This window comes from Citrobacter sp. Awk 4 (genome assembly GCF_028069725.1).
Lineage (GTDB): Bacteria > Pseudomonadota > Gammaproteobacteria > Enterobacterales > Enterobacteriaceae > Citrobacter_D.
Genome location: NZ_JANEWG010000019.1, coordinates 1 through 14,262, shown reverse-complemented (window position 1 = coordinate 14,262; position 14,262 = coordinate 1). Strand labels below are relative to the sequence as shown.

Genomic DNA, 14,262 nt, shown 5'->3' with positions numbered 1-14,262 from the left:
TCCCAGGCAGGCTAAACGTTATTCCGCTGGATCCGGAATGCCCAGTTTTGTATTCAGGCGACCGCGTGATTTATTGAAGATTTTATTGCCGTTTTCACGGCCCGCACGCCGACGACGTTGTTCCTCTTCCGGTAACGCACTCTCTTCACAACAGAGATCGCTACAACAGCCATGGTATTTCTCAGCGCAGGCAGGACACTGAATAAACAGCAGATGGCAGCCGTCGTTTCGGCAATTGGTATGACTGTCACACAGCACGCCACACTGATGGCAATGGGCAATCACCTTTTCAGAGATTCGCTCTCCCATACGCTCGTCAAAAACAAAATTCTTGCCGATAAAGCGAACCGGAAGCCCCTGTTCACGCGCCCGGCGCGCATATTCAATGATACCGCCTTCAATATGCCAAACCTTGCTAAAACCGTTATGTTTCATCCAGGCGCTGGCTTTTTCACAGCGAATACCACCGGTGCAATACATCACGATCTTTTTGTCTTTGTGCTCCTGCATCATCTCGACCGCTTTGGGTAACTGCTCGCGGAAAGTGTCTGCGGGAATTTCCAGCGCGTTCTCAAAATGGCCCACTTCGTATTCGTAGTGGTTACGCATGTCGATGAAGACTGCATCGGGATCGTCCAGCATGGCGTTCACTTCAGCCGCCTTCAGATAGTCTCCCACGTCGCTGGCATCAAAGTTCTCATCCTCAATACCGTCGGCCACAATCCGGTCACGCACCTTCATACGCAGTACCCAGAATGATTTACCGTCATCATCCAGCGCAATGTTAAGACGCAGGCCGGCAAGTGCGGGGTCAAACGCGTAAAGCTGCTCGCGGAAGGTGTCCACATGACTTTGCGGAACGCTGATTTGCGCGTTAATACCTTCATGAGCCAAATAAACGCGCCCAAAGACATTCAGCGCCGTGAACATCTGGTACATCGCATCACGCGTACTCTGCGGTTGTGCGATAGTGAAATATTTGTAGAAGGAGATCGTTGTACGCGGCTCTGTCTCAGCCAGCATCCTGGCTCTGAGCGCATCATTCGATATGCGGTTGTGTAACACTGGCATGGTGTACGTATCCTGCGATTGATAAAAATGAAAATCGGGCGGCATCATAAAGCAAACTCCGGAAATTTACATCCACACATTTTGCGCTACATTTCATGCTTCGCATTTAAAAATCACCAACAATTGCCGATTTTATCACCAACCCATAGCCACAGATTTTTGCTCCGCGCGAAAAAATGCAACAATACAGGGAATTGTTCGTTTATAGACAGGATAGACATGACGAATTTACCAAAATTCTCCGCGGCATTACTCCATCCACGTTATTGGTTAACCTGGCTGGGTATAGGCGCTCTTTGGTTGGTTGTACAACTGCCCTACCCGATTATTTACAAACTGGGCTGTGGGTTAGGTCATCTGGCGCTGCGATTTATGAAACAACGCACCAGGGTGGCATACCGTAATCTGGAACTCTGCTTTCCACACATGAGCGAGCAAGAGCGCCACCAAATGGTGGTTAAAAATTTTGAGTCCGTGGGTATGGGATTGATGGAGACAGGTATGGCCTGGTTTTGGTCAGATCGTCGAATATCCCGCTGGACTGAAGTGATCGGCATGGAGCATATTCGCGACGTTCAGGCACAAAAACGCGGGATCTTGCTGGTCGGCATGCATTTTCTGACTCTGGAGATCGGTGCTCGCATGTTTGGCCTCCAGGAGCCGGGTATCGGCGTCTATCGCCCAAACGACAACCCGCTGCTGGACTGGCTGCAAACCTGGGGACGTCTGCGTTCCAACAAATCCATGCTCGACCGTAAAGACCTGAAAGGCATGATCAAAGCGCTGAAAAAAGGGGAAGTCGTCTGGTATGCGCCGGATCATGACTACGGCCCGCGCTCCAGCGTATTTGTGCCCTTTTTTGCAGTAGAGCAAGCTGCTACCACATCCGGAACCTGGATGCTCGCTCGTCTGTCGAATGCCTGTCTGGTGCCTTTTGTTCCGCGCCGCAAACCTGACGGCAAAGGGTATCAGCTGATTATGCTGCCGCCGGAATGTTCCCCGCCGCTGGATGATGCTGAAACCACCGCAGCCTGGATGAATAAAGTGGTTGAGAAGTGCATCATGATGGCTCCCGAGCAGTATATGTGGCTACATCGTCGCTTCAAGACGCGCCCCGAAGGTGTCCCCTCCCGCTATTAAACTCACCTGCAGCCCTGAATGGGCTGCACACCTCGCCTTTTAGCTTTAAAAGCGCCCGTCCATTGCAGTGCCCATGATGCAGGCGCATAATTAGCGCGCTTATTTTATTTACCAACGCGCCACCGCGCCTCGCACAGTAGAAAGCTATGTCACCCTCTGATGATGTTCCCATAAACTGGAGACGCAATCTTACCGTTGCCTGGTTGGGCTGTTTTTTAACCGGGGCAGCATTTAGCCTGGTCATGCCATTTTTACCGCTTTACGTCGAACAACTCGGCGTGACGGGCCATAGCGCCCTTAACATGTGGTCAGGTCTGGTGTTCAGCATTACCTTTTTGTTTTCAGCCATTGCCTCCCCCTTCTGGGGCGGGCTGGCGGATCGTAAAGGTCGAAAAATCATGCTGTTGCGTTCCGCGTTGGGTATGGCGATCGTGATGGTGTTCATGGGTCTGGCGCAGAATATCTGGCAGTTTCTCATCCTGCGGGCATTGCTGGGTCTGCTCGGTGGATTTATCCCCAACGCTAACGCGCTGATCGCAACGCAAGTTCCCCGTAATAAGAGCGGTTGGGCACTTGGCACGCTCTCTACCGGGGGCGTTAGCGGTGCATTACTCGGCCCACTGGCGGGCGGATTACTGGCGGACCATTACGGTCTGCGCCCTGTATTTTTCATCACCGCCAGTGTGTTGTTTTCCAGTTTTTTACTGACGCTCTTTTTTATTCGCGAACATTTCCAGCCCGTCAGCAAAAAAGAGATGCTCCGTCTTCGCGAGGTCGTCGCTTCACTCAAAAACCCGCGATTAGTGCTGAGTCTGTTCGTCACCACCCTGATTATTCAGGTTGCCACCGGCTCTATCGCGCCAATCCTTACACTGTATGTGCGTGAATTAGCGGGAAATGTCAGTAATATTGCGTTTATTAGCGGCATGATTGCGTCAGTTCCTGGCGTCGCGGCCTTACTCAGCGCGCCCAGACTCGGTAAGCTCGGAGACCGGATTGGGCCGGAGAAAATCCTGATCGTTGCGCTGGTTTTTTCGGTATTGCTGTTGATCCCCATGTCCTTTGTACAGAGCCCCTGGCAACTCGGTATTCTGCGCTTTTTACTGGGTGCGGCGGATGGCGCCCTGCTTCCTGCCGTCCAGACGCTGCTGGTGTATAACTCGACAAATCAGGTGGCCGGTCGGATCTTCAGTTACAACCAGTCATTTCGCGACATCGGCAATGTCACCGGACCACTGATGGGCGCCGCTATCTCCGCCAATTACGGTTTTCGCGCCGTGTTTTGTGTGACTGCCTGCGTGGTGCTGTTCAACGCCCTCTACTCCTGGAACAGCCTGCAGCGACACCGGTAAGTTTCAGGTGTACGCCGCAACTCAGGCATCTGAATGATTTTTGCGCATTCATACTTGCAAAACCAAAGAATCAGCTATTATTTCCCTGAATACCTCGTCAAATCAAAGGGAGACACTGATGACCATGTATGCCACGCTGGAAGAAGCCATCGACGCAGCCCGTGAAGAATTTCTGGCTGACACTGGCCTCGAGCAAGATGAAGCGAATGTTCAACAGCTCAACGTGCAAAAATACGTCCTGCAGGATGGCGACATCATGTGGCAGGTCGAATTTTTTGCCGACGAAGGTGAAGAAGGTGAATGTCTGCCCATGCTAAGCGGCGAAGCAGCGCAAAGTGTCTTTGACGGCGATTATGATGAGATTGAGATTCGACAGGAGTGGCAGGAAGAGAACACCCTTCATGAATGGGATGAAGGTGAGTTCCAGCTGGAACCGCCACTTGATACCGAAGAGGGGCAAACCGCCGCCGATGAATGGGATGAGCGCTAGTTACTCATAAGGGCCGTGGTGGATATCCAGCGGTAGCAACAGCGTATCAAACACCAGGGAAAAAGGCAGATCGAGAATGGTGACATAGCGCCATGCCGAATCCCGGACATCCCACTGCACACCGGGATAGTATTGGTTGCCATGCCCCTGACCGGGAATGGTTCTGCTAATAATGCTGCCGCAACCGCTGAGTAACAGCACCATAATACTGACTGCCAGTGTTCGCACCGGATACCTCATCAATCATCTATTGAATCAAAAAAAATACCGGCGCCAGGCCGGTATTTTCATCTCGCTTCGTTTACTTCTTCCTGAGCGCCTGCGGGTTCAGGGTAATTCCCTGATAGTAATTCACCCATGACGAATATCGCTCAGGTGAATTCCAGACACGATAGTGTAACCGCGCCATCGTCACCGGGTCGCTCAACAACACCAGACGGCGGTCGCGATTCAGTTTCTCAGGCGTTTCGTTCAATGCCTGTTCCACATGACGGTCACGCGCAATCTCCAGCACCTGGCTCGCACGGTGACGCGCCGTTGCCATCGCTGTCGCCAGCGCATTAAATGACGGGTTAAACACGGCATGCATAAACCCATCGTCCAGCGAACGGTTGCGGTTCATCGACAGATATTTATCGGTATCCACCAGCACCTGCGGCGGCGAGTACTCTTCCGGGATCAGGAACAGCTTCCAGCGCTTGGTGCGCAGACCCACCGTTGAACGACTCGAGATCACCGAAACAAACGGTGACAGGATCAGCGAAAAGACAATGGGCGCCAGCCAGAACAGAAAACGTAAATCCAGCCAGGCCATACCGACAGCCCACACCAGGCCCAGCAGCAGCTGAGAACCATGACGCATAAAGGCTTCGCCCCACGGGGTCGAATCGTCATCACGCTGCGGCGAGTTCCAGACCACTTCCCAACCAAGGAATGCGCTCACGACAAACACCGTGTGGAACAGCATACGCACTGGCGCCAGCAGAACGGAGAATAAGACTTCCAGCAACAGCGACAGCGTCACGCGCACAAAACCGCCGTACTCTTTTGTCCCTTTGCACCAGATGAGTAAAATACTCAGCAGTTTAGGCAGGAATAACAGCACCATGGTGGAGGCAAACAGGGCAATGGCCAGCTCAGGACGCCACTGCGGCCAGACCGGGAATAGCTGACGCGGCTGCAGGAAGTATTGCGGCTCCGTCAATGCGTGTACCACCTGCAACGCGGTTGAGAGCGCAAGGAACATAAACCACAGCGGCGCAGACAGATACGACATCACCCCCGTCAGGAACACCGCACGGTGAACAGGATGCATCCCTTTCACCAAAAACAGGCGGAAGTTCATCAGGTTACCATGACACCAGCGACGGTCGCGCTTAAGTTCATCCAACAGGTTTGGCGGGAGTTCTTCATAAGATCCCGGCAGGTCGTAGGCAATCCAGACGCCCCACCCTGCACGACGCATCAGCGCTGCTTCCACGAAGTCGTGAGAGAGGATAGAACCCGCAAACGAACCTTCACCCGGCAACGGTGCCAGTGCGCAATGTTCGATAAACGGTTTCACGCGGATAATAGCGTTATGACCCCAGTAATGCGACTCACCCAACTGCCAGAAGTGCAGTCCGGCGGTAAACAACGGCCCATAAACACGGGTTGCAAACTGTTGGCAGCGCGCATACAGGGTATCCATCCCGGAGGCTTTTGGCGAAGACTGGATAATCCCGGCATTCGGGTTCGCTTCCATCAACCGTACCAGACCACTCAGACATTCACCGGTCATCACCGAGTCAGCATCCAGCACCACCATATAGCTGTACTGATTGCCCCAGCGGCGGCAGAAATCATCGATGTTTCCGCTTTTACGCTTAACACGACGACGACGACGACGGTAGAAGATCTGCCCTTCGCCCTGCACTTCTGCAATTAGCTCCATCCACGCTTTTTGCTCTGCCACGCAGATGTCCGGGTTGTAGCTATCGCTGAGAATATAGACATCGAAATGCGCCGCGTTGCCGGTCGCTTTAACCGACTCCCACGTGGCACGCAGACCTGCGAATACACGGTCGACGTCTTCGTTGCAGATAGGCATGATCAACGCAGTACGGTGCTCAGGGTTAAGGGGTTCGTCCCCTACCGTTGACGCCGAAATACTGTATTTGTCACGACCGATGAGCAGTTGCAGGAAGCCCATCAACGCCGTCCAGAATCCCGCAGAGACCCAGCAGAACAGTACGGCAAACAGGATTAGGATCCCGGTTTGCAAAATGTACGGCAGCAACTGCATAAAGGAGACCAGCAGATCTTGCCCAATCATGTCGGAAGGGTTGATCAACGCCCACCCCTGATACGGAAGAATAGTCTTCATATACCAGGTCGCAACCACCGTTTGCGCCAGCGTCAACAGTAAGAGCGTGTAGCGGCGGATTGTGCCGACGGTACGCCACTTTTGTTCGCTTTCCTGCTCTTCTTTCGTCAGGCGGGAAAGATAACGCGGCGTAACGTCCCGTCCGCGTAAACGGTCCCAGAAACGTCCCACGGGGTTGGTGCGCCAGGGATCGGGAAACATTGAAGAACGCGTCGCTTTCGGCATCGCCTGCAACTGGTCACGTCCTTCATCATCCTTAATCAGTTGCCCTTCAGCCAGCGACTCCGGCCAGGCCTGCTCCAGGCGCGCTTTAACCGATCCCTGCGGCGAATCGTCTTCTCGGGGGTAAGTACGATGCTCAGCATCCAGCGCCTCGTGTACGGCGCGGATGTCAGTTTTCGGCAACGCCGCTTTCTCAATCTCTGAAAGCGGCAGCGCGTCAATATACTCAGTAGTCTTATTCATTGGCAGGTAACTGGTAGCTCCAGGTTTCACTCAGCGGCTGATCGGCATTGACCAGGGCAGCGCGCATTTCAGTGGGTTGCTTCGCATCTTTCACTTTCACGCGCAGCATTAAACGCCATCCTTTGGTAACTGGATTGTAGCGCACACTGCTGTCAACGATTTCACCGTTATCGCCAATACTGGTTTGTGCGGTCACCGGAGTATCCTGCGGCAGTTTTTTCATATCCGTACCCGCGAAATCCACCACAAACGCGATGGTGCCGTCAGGCTGGCGAATAAGGTTAGATTGCTTCACATCCCCGGTTGAACGACGGGTCTGCTGCACCCAGGCGTTATCCGGCGCGTGAAGTTTGTCTTCGTCACGGCTGAACGTCATGGTGTACTTGAAGTTCATCTCTTTGCCAGCTTCTGGCAATTGGTCCGGCGTCCAGTAAGCGACGATATTGTCGTTAGTTTCGTCATTGGTTGGAATTTCAACCAGTTCGATTTTCCCTTTGCCCCAATCGCCTTTCGGGGTGATCCAGGCGCTTGGACGCAGGTCGTAGCGGTCGTTTAAATCCTCAAAACGCGAGAATTGACGGCCCCGCTGCAACAGGCCAAACCCTTGCGGGTTTTCCATGGCAAAGCTGCTGACCGCGAGATGTTTCGGGTTATTCAGCGGACGCCAAATCCACTCGCCATTACCGGCGTGGATAGACAAACCGTTAGAGTCGTGAAGTTCCGGACGATAGTTTGTTGCCGGAGACGGCTGGTTTGGCCCAAACAAGAACATACTGGTTAACGGCGCAACACCCAGCTTGCCGACTTTGTCGCGCAGATAGACTTTAGACTGCACATCCACCACGGTGTCACGCCCAGGCATGATCACAAAACGATATGCCCCTGTTGCACGCGGAGAATCCAGCAATGCATAAATAGTCAGACGTTTATCGGTCTGTTTTGGACGTTCGATCCAGAATTCGCGAAAACGGGGAAACTCTTCACCAGAAGGCAGAGCGGTATCGATCGCCAGACCACGAGCAGACAGGCCATAAACCTGACCGGCACCAATCACACGAAAATAGCTGGCGCCAAGCATGCTGACGATTTCATCGTTTTTATCTTTGCTGTTGATCGGGTACAACACCTTGAACCCGGCAAATCCGAGATCTTTTACGGTGTCTTTGTCGTGCTGCACTTCGCCAAAATTAAAATAATCTGGGCTATATTTAATTCGTTTTACCGCAGTGGCGGTCACTTCGTTAATCTTGACCGGCGTGTCGAAGTACATACCCTGGTGGTAGAACTCGAGCTTGAATGGGGTTTTGAGATTGCTCCAGTAGGCTTTGTCGTGATTAAACTGGATCTGCTGATAATCCGCATACTTCATGTCGCGGAAAACGGAGGGCAAGTTGCTTTTTGGCGCTTCATAGCCTTTACCGGCTAAGGATTGAGCTTGCTTCGCCACATCATCAATACTGAACGCCCAACTCGACGACGTGTACAGCGTTAACATGACGGCCGCACTCAACCAACGCATTTTCATCATTTGTAGTTTATGTTTCATAATAAGTAAGCACTTCCCCCTTTGTGTGCTTATATCGATCCGATCCATTTTAATGGATAATCAGGCATTCCGACAACTGAATCGAGCCATCGTTCAGCGCGCTGGCTCATGGATTAAGCAGGTTCATACGCCCATTTTCACTTTCAGTGCTTATCCTGGAGACAGGTTGTCGGACTTGGTGTAGGGTTGCCTTCGAATGTAACCATTATTCGTCTTCGGGATAAGACGAAAAGTCTGAGAATGCGTGCCCATCTATGAATCCAGTACCCCCGCAACGTGAATATTTTCTTGACTCCATCCGTGCCTGGCTGATGTTGTTGGGGATCCCCTTTCATATCTCATTGATATATTCAGGTCATACATGGCATGTGAACAGTGCGGAACCGTCATGGTGGCTTACTCTCTTTAATGACTTTGTCCATGCGTTTCGCATGCAGGTCTTTTTTGTTATTTCGGGTTATTTTTCATACATGTTATTCCTGCGTTATCCCTTAAAACGCTGGTGGAAGGTCCGCGTAGAACGCGTGGGCATTCCCATGTTGACTGCCATTCCACTCCTCACATTGCCGCAATTTATTATGTTGCAATATGTCAAAGGAAAGGCGGATAGCTGGCATACCCTCTCGGCTTACGATAAATATAATGCGCTGGCCTGGGAATTAATTTCTCATCTCTGGTTTTTGCTGGTACTGGTGGTATTAACGACGCTAAGTATGTGGGTATTTACCCAAATTAAAAAACGTCTGGGCGCCGCTGAAAACACATGGATGACGCATATTTCCATGCCGAAACTGACCGTCATCTTTTTCTTACTCGGGGTGGGTTACGCGGTCGTCAGACGCACTATTCTGATCATTTATCCGCCGATACTCAGCGATGGCCTGTTCAATTTCATTGTCATGCAAACTTTGTTTTACGTGCCCTTTTTCATGCTGGGCGCACTGGCGTTTATTTCTCCCAATTTGAAAGCGCTCTTCACCACGCCGTCACGTGGCTGCACCATAGCCGCCGGCCTTGCCTTTGTGGCCTATCTGCTGAACCAGCATTACGGCAACGGCGATGCCTGGATGTATGAAACGGAGTATGTGATTACCATGGTTATGGGGCTGTGGATGGTGAATGTGGTCTTTTCTTTGGGACATCGTTTACTGAATTTTCAATCGGCTCGCGTCACCTATTTTGTGAATGCTTCGCTCTTTATCTACCTGGTACACCACCCCTTAACACTGTTTTTTGGGGCCTATATTACCCCGCACATTCAATCCAACCTGCTCGGATTTTTAAGTGGTCTGGTCTTTGTCATTGGTATTGCGATAATTCTGTATGAAATCCATTTACGCATCCCGTTGTTGAAATTTTTGTTTTCTGGCAAACCGCCGGTTAAACGCGATAAAAATGATGCGATGGCCAATTAATTCCCGCTCTATGTGGTTTATCGTTTAGAGCAACCATTCAATCGGTAATAACGTTGCCAGTCGCACCTGAACCCGCTTCCAGAATCCTGTAGCGGGTTCTTTTTTCAGGACCACTTCTTCGCTCTGTTGGCGATCGACCCAATTGATGCGTCCCCACCTGTCCAGGCGCAGTTGCCAGGCTGAATCGCGCTGTCGTTGTAAAAAACGCTCATGAATAAGCGACGCCAGGGCTTCGCTTTCTATCACAAATCCCATTTCGGTATTCAGTAGCGTCGAGCGAGGATCAAAATTAAGCGAGCCGATGAACACTTTATTACCATCGATACTGAAGGTTTTTGCATGCAGGCTGGAGCCTGAATTTCCTGTTAATCCGCGATCGTGAAGCCCTGTGTCACGCGTGTTGGTCGGTTTCAGTTCATACAACTCAATCCCGTAGCGAAGTAATTTTTTGCGCCAGCGAGCATAACCCGCATGGACGACCGCTACGTCATTCGCCGCCAGCGAATTAGTCAGAATCGCTATCCTGACGCCTTTTCTGACCAGTTGCAGCAGTTGAATCACGCCGGCACGGGTCGGTACAAAATAGGCTGAAATAATATCGATTCGCTTTGACGGAGACCCCATCACATCAAACAATCGTTGTGGCAGCAACGAATGACGCTGTGCTTTCCCTTCTCCTTTTGAAGGATCGTCGCTAAGAAGCCGGGTTTTCGCCCAAATCAAAGGCAGCGAACCGCCATCAAGGTGCGACATAAACTGGCTGGTCTCCAGCGTATTTAAGTAACGGCGAGTCATGTCGTCGTTATACCAGGATTCAGGGAAGTCGATATGGTGAGGATGTTCGCGTTCGGGCAGTTCCAGCACATCCTGCAGAGTCGAAACAGATCCACAATGCCAGTAACGCTCAAAGTCATCGGCCACCTCTTTCACCACCGGACCGACAGCCATCACGTCAAGGTCGGAAAACAGCGGCTCCTCCCCTGCGCCGAAATAGGCATCACCAATGTTTCGCCCGCCAACCAGCGTGATAACGCCATCCGCCGTATAGCTTTTGTTGTGCATACGGCGATTCAGCCGTGCGAAATCGGTTAAATAACCCAGTACACGCAGGGTGCGAAACGAGAATGGATTAAACAAGCGGACTTCAATATTAGGATGGTTATCCAGTAACTGGAGCGTATCGTCAAGGCCAGGGGTGTTGTTATCGTCTAAAAGCAGACGAACATGGACACCCCGTTTTGCCGCTGTCAACAACACTGAAAACAGCAAACGCCCTGACATGTCGTTTTCCCAGATGTAATACTGCACATCCAGGGTGCGTTCTGCCATTTCAGTTAACCGATAACGGGCGGCGAAGGCGTCCAGGCCATCACTCAACGCAAGGATCCCGCACTCGCCAGGATGGCTTGAACAAAGAGGCGCAACCGCTCGTTCAAGTCGCGTCATCTCAGAAGGTAACCTCATCGCCCTGTTGAGTCAGCAAGCGTGCATACAAGTGAGCATTTTCTTCATCGTAACAAACGAAGTACACCTGATCAGGCAAGGCACGACGGGTGAGAAATTCCAACACCGTTTTCACGGCGATCTCGGCAGCCGCTGCACGCGGATAACCATAAGCGCCAGTGCTGATGGCAGGAAAAGCAATGGAGCTGTAACCATTGGCCAGCGCCAGTTGCAGGCTATTCAGATAAGCATCTTCCAGCAGTTCCGCTTCGCGGTGCCCCCCGCCCTGCCAGACCGGGCCCACTGCGTGGATCACCGCTTTGGCAGGGAGATCACCCGCCAGAGTGATAACGGCATGCCCCGCAGGACACTCGCCCATCTGCTGCCTCACTTTTTTGCACGCTTCGAGCAGTGCCGGTCCTGCAGCACGATGAATGGCGCCATCAACGCCCCCGCCCCCCAATAGTGAAGAGTTTGCGGCATTAACGATCACATCTACAGCAACATCCGTAATGTCACCGTGTAGAACATGAACACGCGATTTCATAAATCCCCCTTGCCTGAGCCTATCCTCTAAGTGTACAGCAGGGTTTTCAATGAAATCGCGCTTTTTAATGGCAGTTTTCTTTGTTGTCGTTTCAGCGGTCTATTTGTACTCAATACTCAAAATCGCCATGTTTTTTTGCGCATTAAGATAATGCATTTTCACACTGGCGACCTGCTGAACCTGTTGAGGCACTGTCGAAACCTGCTGGAGGGTAAACTGGTTTGTTTTCATCGCGCCATTACGCGCACAAGACATGGAAACCTGCTGCTGGCTGGAGGAGACGTCACAAGGAGATTCAACGATTTCGCCGCGAAAATGAATAATGCCGCCTTGTACTTCCTGCTGAGCCATGATCGGGGCGGAGAACAGAATAAGAGCAGCCATGCTCGTCGTCAGAAAATGCGTAGACCAACGTGAATACATGATAACGCTCCTCAATGAGAAATCATCCTTGAGGGTTCGGTGTTTTCCTTTACGGCGGAGATGAAGGTTCACTTCAATGGTGTGGACACCTTTTTATATTCATAGAACAACAATCGTTCTTCAGCCATATCACTTATATTAATAAATCAATTAATTATGACGATGTCGCAGAGGACGGCCATTCCTGAGATAAATGCAGTGTTTGTCCGTCCGAAACAGTCACTACAATTTTAACGGAATCCCCAGCGGAAATATTTAAACTCAGTTTTGTTAAATCAATCGGTTGATTAGCGGGTAAAGAAAGCGTCTTTCTCTGCTGTGTGCGGCTTTGCCCCGAAACGCCCTCTCGCAAAGAGACAATTTGTACCTGGCACATACAAGGCTGCGTCAGCGTAACCTGAGGGATGATGGTGTACATTTCACCCTGCTGGGTCGTGTTGAAGGTAATTTGATTGGTCAGCGCTGCAAGGAGTAATAACGTGTGCATAATGTCCTCCCGAAAAAAAACAGGGCATTCGCCCTGTTTTTCTATAATACAGATTCTGTATTAGTACTGATGGGCTGTCGCATTGTTGCCAAAGCCAACCTGTTTGATGGTCACATCGGAACCAGAAGCAGTCTGATCCACCAGCGCGCCGTTACCACCACCGAACTGTTTAACAGACATAGTGGAGTCTTTGCCGTTCCACTGGTCAAGAGTCGCGCTGTTGCCGAAGCCTTTTTGCAGCAGATCAATAGAGCTGTCATCGGAACCCTGACCAACATCTGCACCGTTTCCGCCGCCGTGTTGAGTAATCGTCAGATCAGAGTTTTTAGCATTAGATTGCAAGGCGACAGCTGAGTTACCACCACCGAACTGGTAAATGGTCAAATGTGAATTCGGGCCGTTGTCGCCATGTCCAGGCCAACCACCATTACCACCACCACCATATTGCGGAACAACACCAGCCAGAGCACTGCCAGAAACTACGATTGCTGCAATAGCTGCCACTTTGAAAAGTTTCATGGTAAACCCCCATCGGATTGATTTAAACGTCGCAAAAAGTATTAACGTTGAATAACGCGAATAGCCATTTGCGACTGTCTCTGCACCACAACTGCTGTTTTTTGCGTACCATACTGAGTAATATTTGCTTTATTTCCAGAGCCTTTCTGGATAATCATCGCTGTATTACCATATGAACCTTGCGAAATACTTGCATCATTAGAGTTACCCTTCTGATCAATGTACGCAAGGTTATAAGCTCCTGATTGGTCAACCTTTGCCCGGTTATTTCCACCTTCTTGTGAAACGACGGACAACTGTTTTGCGCCGTCCTGGCGAACATTTGCACTATTATTTGTGCCAACTTGACCAATGATGGCTGCCTGATTAAATGAAGACTTGCTTAATTCATTTACCGCAAAGTTATATTCTGACGTTGCCATATCATAACTTGTCGCGGCTGCAATCCCAGGCGCACCCAGTATTGTTAACATCATAAATAACAATTTGTTTTTCATGTTGTCACCCTGGACCTGGTCGTACATGAAGATAAATTAAAAAACCAGTCAAATTTATTGTTAACGCGATACGTTTTTTGTTAACGCGGCGTTACGATGAAGAGTATGTCTGTGGAAACATTTTAAATAACTCACCCGCGAGTGGTATTTTGATATTTCGGTTCACACCAAAGTGCTAATTAACCACTAATCCCGCTGTTATTTCCGTCATTTTTATTTTTTCTTAGCCAGATACATTGCATTTCTATGCAAAGGGAGAAAATGCCGCTCACCGCACATTTTAATGGGGTTCAGTGGCGAGAAAGAAACCCTGGCAGCACGAGTCGTTACAAGCGGTGTTTTTTTGCACTTAAAAACGATCACAGGAACCCAGGACAGAAATTTTAAAATAAAAAAGGAAAAAAGTCGTAAATAACAATTATTAAAATTCTTTAAAATCAATCATTTAATATAATTTGTATGATTTTTTAAATCTATGCAATAACGTCACAATGTACAACTT

Annotated in this window: 14 protein-coding genes; 4 read left to right on the top strand and 10 right to left on the bottom strand. The window is 50.5% G+C overall.

Going from position 1 to position 14,262, the window contains the following annotated elements:
* Window positions 1–18 precede the first annotated feature (18 nt).
* The gene (gene trhO / locus NNO04_RS10060; RefSeq protein WP_271444541.1) at window positions 19–1,071 is read right to left on the bottom strand and encodes an oxygen-dependent tRNA uridine(34) hydroxylase TrhO; all 1,053 of its coding nucleotides are present in this window, start codon (window positions 1,069–1,071) and stop codon (window positions 19–21) included.
* A gap of 219 nt (window positions 1,072–1,290) precedes the next feature.
* Between trhO and NNO04_RS10055 the strand changes: the two genes are divergently transcribed.
* From NNO04_RS10055 to NNO04_RS10045, 3 genes are all read left to right on the top strand, one after another.
* Entirely contained in the window at window positions 1,291–2,211 is a 921-nt protein-coding gene (locus NNO04_RS10055) for a Kdo(2)-lipid IV(A) acyltransferase (protein WP_271444540.1), read from the top strand.
* 146 nt (window positions 2,212–2,357) lie between these two features.
* Window positions 2,358–3,563: a multidrug efflux MFS transporter MdtG gene (mdtG, locus tag NNO04_RS10050; protein ID WP_271444539.1), complete on the top strand. Its 1,206-nt coding sequence runs from the start codon at window positions 2,358–2,360 to the stop codon at window positions 3,561–3,563.
* Window positions 3,564–3,681: 118 nt separating this feature from the next.
* A complete protein-coding gene (locus NNO04_RS10045; protein ID WP_271444538.1) occupies window positions 3,682–4,053 on the top strand; it encodes a MysB family protein in 372 nt (123 codons plus the stop codon).
* Here NNO04_RS10045 and NNO04_RS10040 read toward each other — a convergent pair whose 3' ends face one another.
* The 3 genes from NNO04_RS10040 to mdoG all read right to left on the bottom strand — a co-directional run bounded on the left by NNO04_RS10040 (window position 4,054) and on the right by mdoG (window position 8,411).
* Window positions 4,054–4,281, bottom strand: coding sequence for a YceK/YidQ family lipoprotein (locus NNO04_RS10040; RefSeq protein ID WP_162380562.1), 228 nt, complete (start codon window positions 4,279–4,281; stop codon window positions 4,054–4,056). It abuts the gene before it with no gap.
* 73 nt (window positions 4,282–4,354) lie between these two features.
* Window positions 4,355–6,883 carry a glucans biosynthesis glucosyltransferase MdoH gene (mdoH, locus tag NNO04_RS10035; protein ID WP_271444537.1) on the bottom strand — a complete coding sequence of 843 codons (2,529 nt, stop codon included), beginning with the start codon at window positions 6,881–6,883 and terminating at the stop codon, window positions 4,355–4,357.
* Window positions 6,876–8,411, bottom strand: a complete 1,536-nt coding sequence (gene mdoG, locus NNO04_RS10030; protein ID WP_271444536.1) for a glucans biosynthesis protein MdoG — start codon at window positions 8,409–8,411, stop codon at window positions 6,876–6,878. Before mdoG ends, mdoH begins: the two co-directional genes overlap by 8 nt.
* Before the next feature lie 272 nt (window positions 8,412–8,683).
* Here mdoG and mdoC point away from each other — a divergent pair, with 272 nt between their 5' ends.
* Window positions 8,684–9,844, top strand: coding sequence for a glucans biosynthesis protein MdoC (gene mdoC / locus NNO04_RS10025; RefSeq protein ID WP_271444535.1), 1,161 nt, complete (start codon window positions 8,684–8,686; stop codon window positions 9,842–9,844).
* A gap of 24 nt (window positions 9,845–9,868) precedes the next feature.
* Here mdoC and NNO04_RS10020 read toward each other — a convergent pair whose 3' ends face one another.
* From NNO04_RS10020 to csgB, 6 genes are all read right to left on the bottom strand, one after another.
* Window positions 9,869–11,308, bottom strand: coding sequence for a phospholipase D family protein (locus tag NNO04_RS10020; RefSeq protein ID WP_333908990.1), 1,440 nt, complete (start codon window positions 11,306–11,308; stop codon window positions 9,869–9,871).
* A complete protein-coding gene (ymdB, locus tag NNO04_RS10015) occupies window positions 11,292–11,834 on the bottom strand; it encodes an O-acetyl-ADP-ribose deacetylase (RefSeq protein ID WP_271444533.1) in 543 nt (180 codons plus the stop codon). The genes NNO04_RS10020 and ymdB overlap by 17 nt, the downstream gene beginning before the upstream one ends.
* A 99-nt stretch (window positions 11,835–11,933) precedes the next feature.
* Window positions 11,934–12,257: a type 1 fimbrial protein gene (locus tag NNO04_RS10010; RefSeq protein ID WP_271444532.1), complete on the bottom strand. Its 324-nt coding sequence runs from the start codon at window positions 12,255–12,257 to the stop codon at window positions 11,934–11,936.
* Window positions 12,258–12,411: 154 nt separating this feature from the next.
* Entirely contained in the window at window positions 12,412–12,744 is a 333-nt protein-coding gene (gene csgC / locus NNO04_RS10005) for a curli assembly chaperone CsgC (RefSeq protein WP_203358197.1), read from the bottom strand.
* Window positions 12,745–12,804: 60 nt separating this feature from the next.
* A complete protein-coding gene (csgA, locus tag NNO04_RS10000) occupies window positions 12,805–13,263 on the bottom strand; it encodes a curli major subunit CsgA (protein WP_271444531.1) in 459 nt (152 codons plus the stop codon).
* Between the two features lie 41 nt (window positions 13,264–13,304).
* Window positions 13,305–13,760, bottom strand: coding sequence for a curli minor subunit CsgB (csgB, locus tag NNO04_RS09995; protein WP_271444530.1), 456 nt, complete (start codon window positions 13,758–13,760; stop codon window positions 13,305–13,307).
* Window positions 13,761–14,262 lie beyond the last annotated feature (502 nt).

What these genes read in the sequence shown, in the direction of transcription:
- trhO (WP_271444541.1), bottom strand. Translation starts at nt 1,071, where the DNA reads ATGCCAGTGTTACACAACCGCATATCGAATGATGCGCTCAGAGCCAGG.
- NNO04_RS10055 (WP_271444540.1), top strand. Translation starts at nt 1,291, where the DNA reads ATGACGAATTTACCAAAATTCTCCGCGGCATTACTCCATCCACGTTAT.
- mdtG (WP_271444539.1), top strand. Translation starts at nt 2,358, where the DNA reads ATGTCACCCTCTGATGATGTTCCCATAAACTGGAGACGCAATCTTACC.
- NNO04_RS10045 (WP_271444538.1), top strand. Translation starts at nt 3,682, where the DNA reads ATGACCATGTATGCCACGCTGGAAGAAGCCATCGACGCAGCCCGTGAA.
- mdoH (WP_271444537.1), bottom strand. Translation starts at nt 6,883, where the DNA reads ATGAATAAGACTACTGAGTATATTGACGCGCTGCCGCTTTCAGAGATT.
- mdoG (WP_271444536.1), bottom strand. Translation starts at nt 8,411, where the DNA reads ATGATGAAAATGCGTTGGTTGAGTGCGGCCGTCATGTTAACGCTGTAC.
- mdoC (WP_271444535.1), top strand. Translation starts at nt 8,684, where the DNA reads ATGAATCCAGTACCCCCGCAACGTGAATATTTTCTTGACTCCATCCGT.
- NNO04_RS10020 (WP_333908990.1), bottom strand. Translation starts at nt 11,308, where the DNA reads ATGAGGTTACCTTCTGAGATGACGCGACTTGAACGAGCGGTTGCGCCT.
- ymdB (WP_271444533.1), bottom strand. Translation starts at nt 11,834, where the DNA reads ATGAAATCGCGTGTTCATGTTCTACACGGTGACATTACGGATGTTGCT.
- NNO04_RS10010 (WP_271444532.1), bottom strand. Translation starts at nt 12,257, where the DNA reads ATGTATTCACGTTGGTCTACGCATTTTCTGACGACGAGCATGGCTGCT.
- csgC (WP_203358197.1), bottom strand. Translation starts at nt 12,744, where the DNA reads ATGCACACGTTATTACTCCTTGCAGCGCTGACCAATCAAATTACCTTC.
- csgA (WP_271444531.1), bottom strand. Translation starts at nt 13,263, where the DNA reads ATGAAACTTTTCAAAGTGGCAGCTATTGCAGCAATCGTAGTTTCTGGC.
- csgB (WP_271444530.1), bottom strand. Translation starts at nt 13,760, where the DNA reads ATGAAAAACAAATTGTTATTTATGATGTTAACAATACTGGGTGCGCCT.